The organism is Pseudomonas sp. B14(2022), assembly GCF_012030485.1.
In the GTDB taxonomy this organism is placed as follows: Bacteria; Pseudomonadota; Gammaproteobacteria; order Pseudomonadales; family Pseudomonadaceae; genus Aquipseudomonas.
The window spans coordinates 1-973 of the sequence record NZ_JAAUVM010000053.1 but is presented as its reverse complement, the minus strand read 5'-3'; the positions used below and the strand labels follow the sequence as shown (position 1 = coordinate 973).

At 52.5% G+C, this 973-nt stretch carries 1 protein-coding gene; it reads right to left on the bottom strand.

Annotated elements, in window-relative coordinates; translation table 11 throughout:
• Positions 1-44 precede the first annotated feature (44 nt).
• Positions 45-973: integrase core domain-containing protein (locus HCF10_RS30965; RefSeq protein ID WP_167657090.1), on the bottom strand; the 929-nt coding region annotated here is incomplete at its 5' end.

Here is a 973-nt window from a genome sequence, read left to right as displayed (position 1 = left end):
TGGGGCGTGTACGGGACAACCACATGGGTTACAAAAAAGTGCATTCACATAGGTGACACTTTGATTGAAACATAGCCGTTCTTTGCATCCCTGGCATTGACGTGACCTAAGATCACCGGACCGAAAATCACATTCCATACCCCGTCCTTGATCAGCTCCATTCCAATGTTCTGATGCCTGAGCAGGTGACCCACGTAAATGCGCAGGCCACCTCGATTGATGATTCCACTACAGTCAGCCAGGTAACACTCAATATGGCTGGCATATCCCATTTCCGGCAGCTTCTCTGGGTAGGCCCGGATTGACGGCACGTAGCATGAAGCAGGTGTTTTCTGCCCGAGCGCTTCATGCCCTCGCTCATAATTGTAGTGCTGCATAAATCGATCAAAGTGTTTTTGCTGAGCCTCCCAAGCAATTGCCGGCGGTTGGGGAAAGGTGCTTTTCAATGTCCGGTGCATGCGTTCATGACGTCCATTTTGGTCTGGCCGACCGGGCTCAATTCGCTCAGGAATAATCCCAAGGCGTAACCACCAGATTGACAATTGCGACAGCCCCGCACGCCCTGTACTCGCAAACGGCACGCCGTTATCGGTGCGGATGCGCTCAGGCATTCCATACTCACGAAAAACGCGTTCGAAGGTTTGCTGGGTCTCCTTGAGATTGGTATTGGCCATGCTCTTGCAGGCAAGCAGGAAGCGACTGGCATGATCCATGATCGTCAGCGGATAGCACCAAACGCCCGCACCGGTAAGAAATTGGCCCTTGTAATCAGCGCTGAAGAGCTGATTAGGCGTTTCTGCCTTACGCAAAGGCTTGGGATAGACCGCGACACGCTGACGCGACGATCGAGGCGTGATCAAGTCAGCGGCCTTAAGGATGTTGTAAATCGTCGTTTTCGACGGTGGATCCTGCCCCGGAAAACGTTTCATCAGATCGTTCTGGATCTTTTTAGGACCTGGAGTCGTTTCGCCAA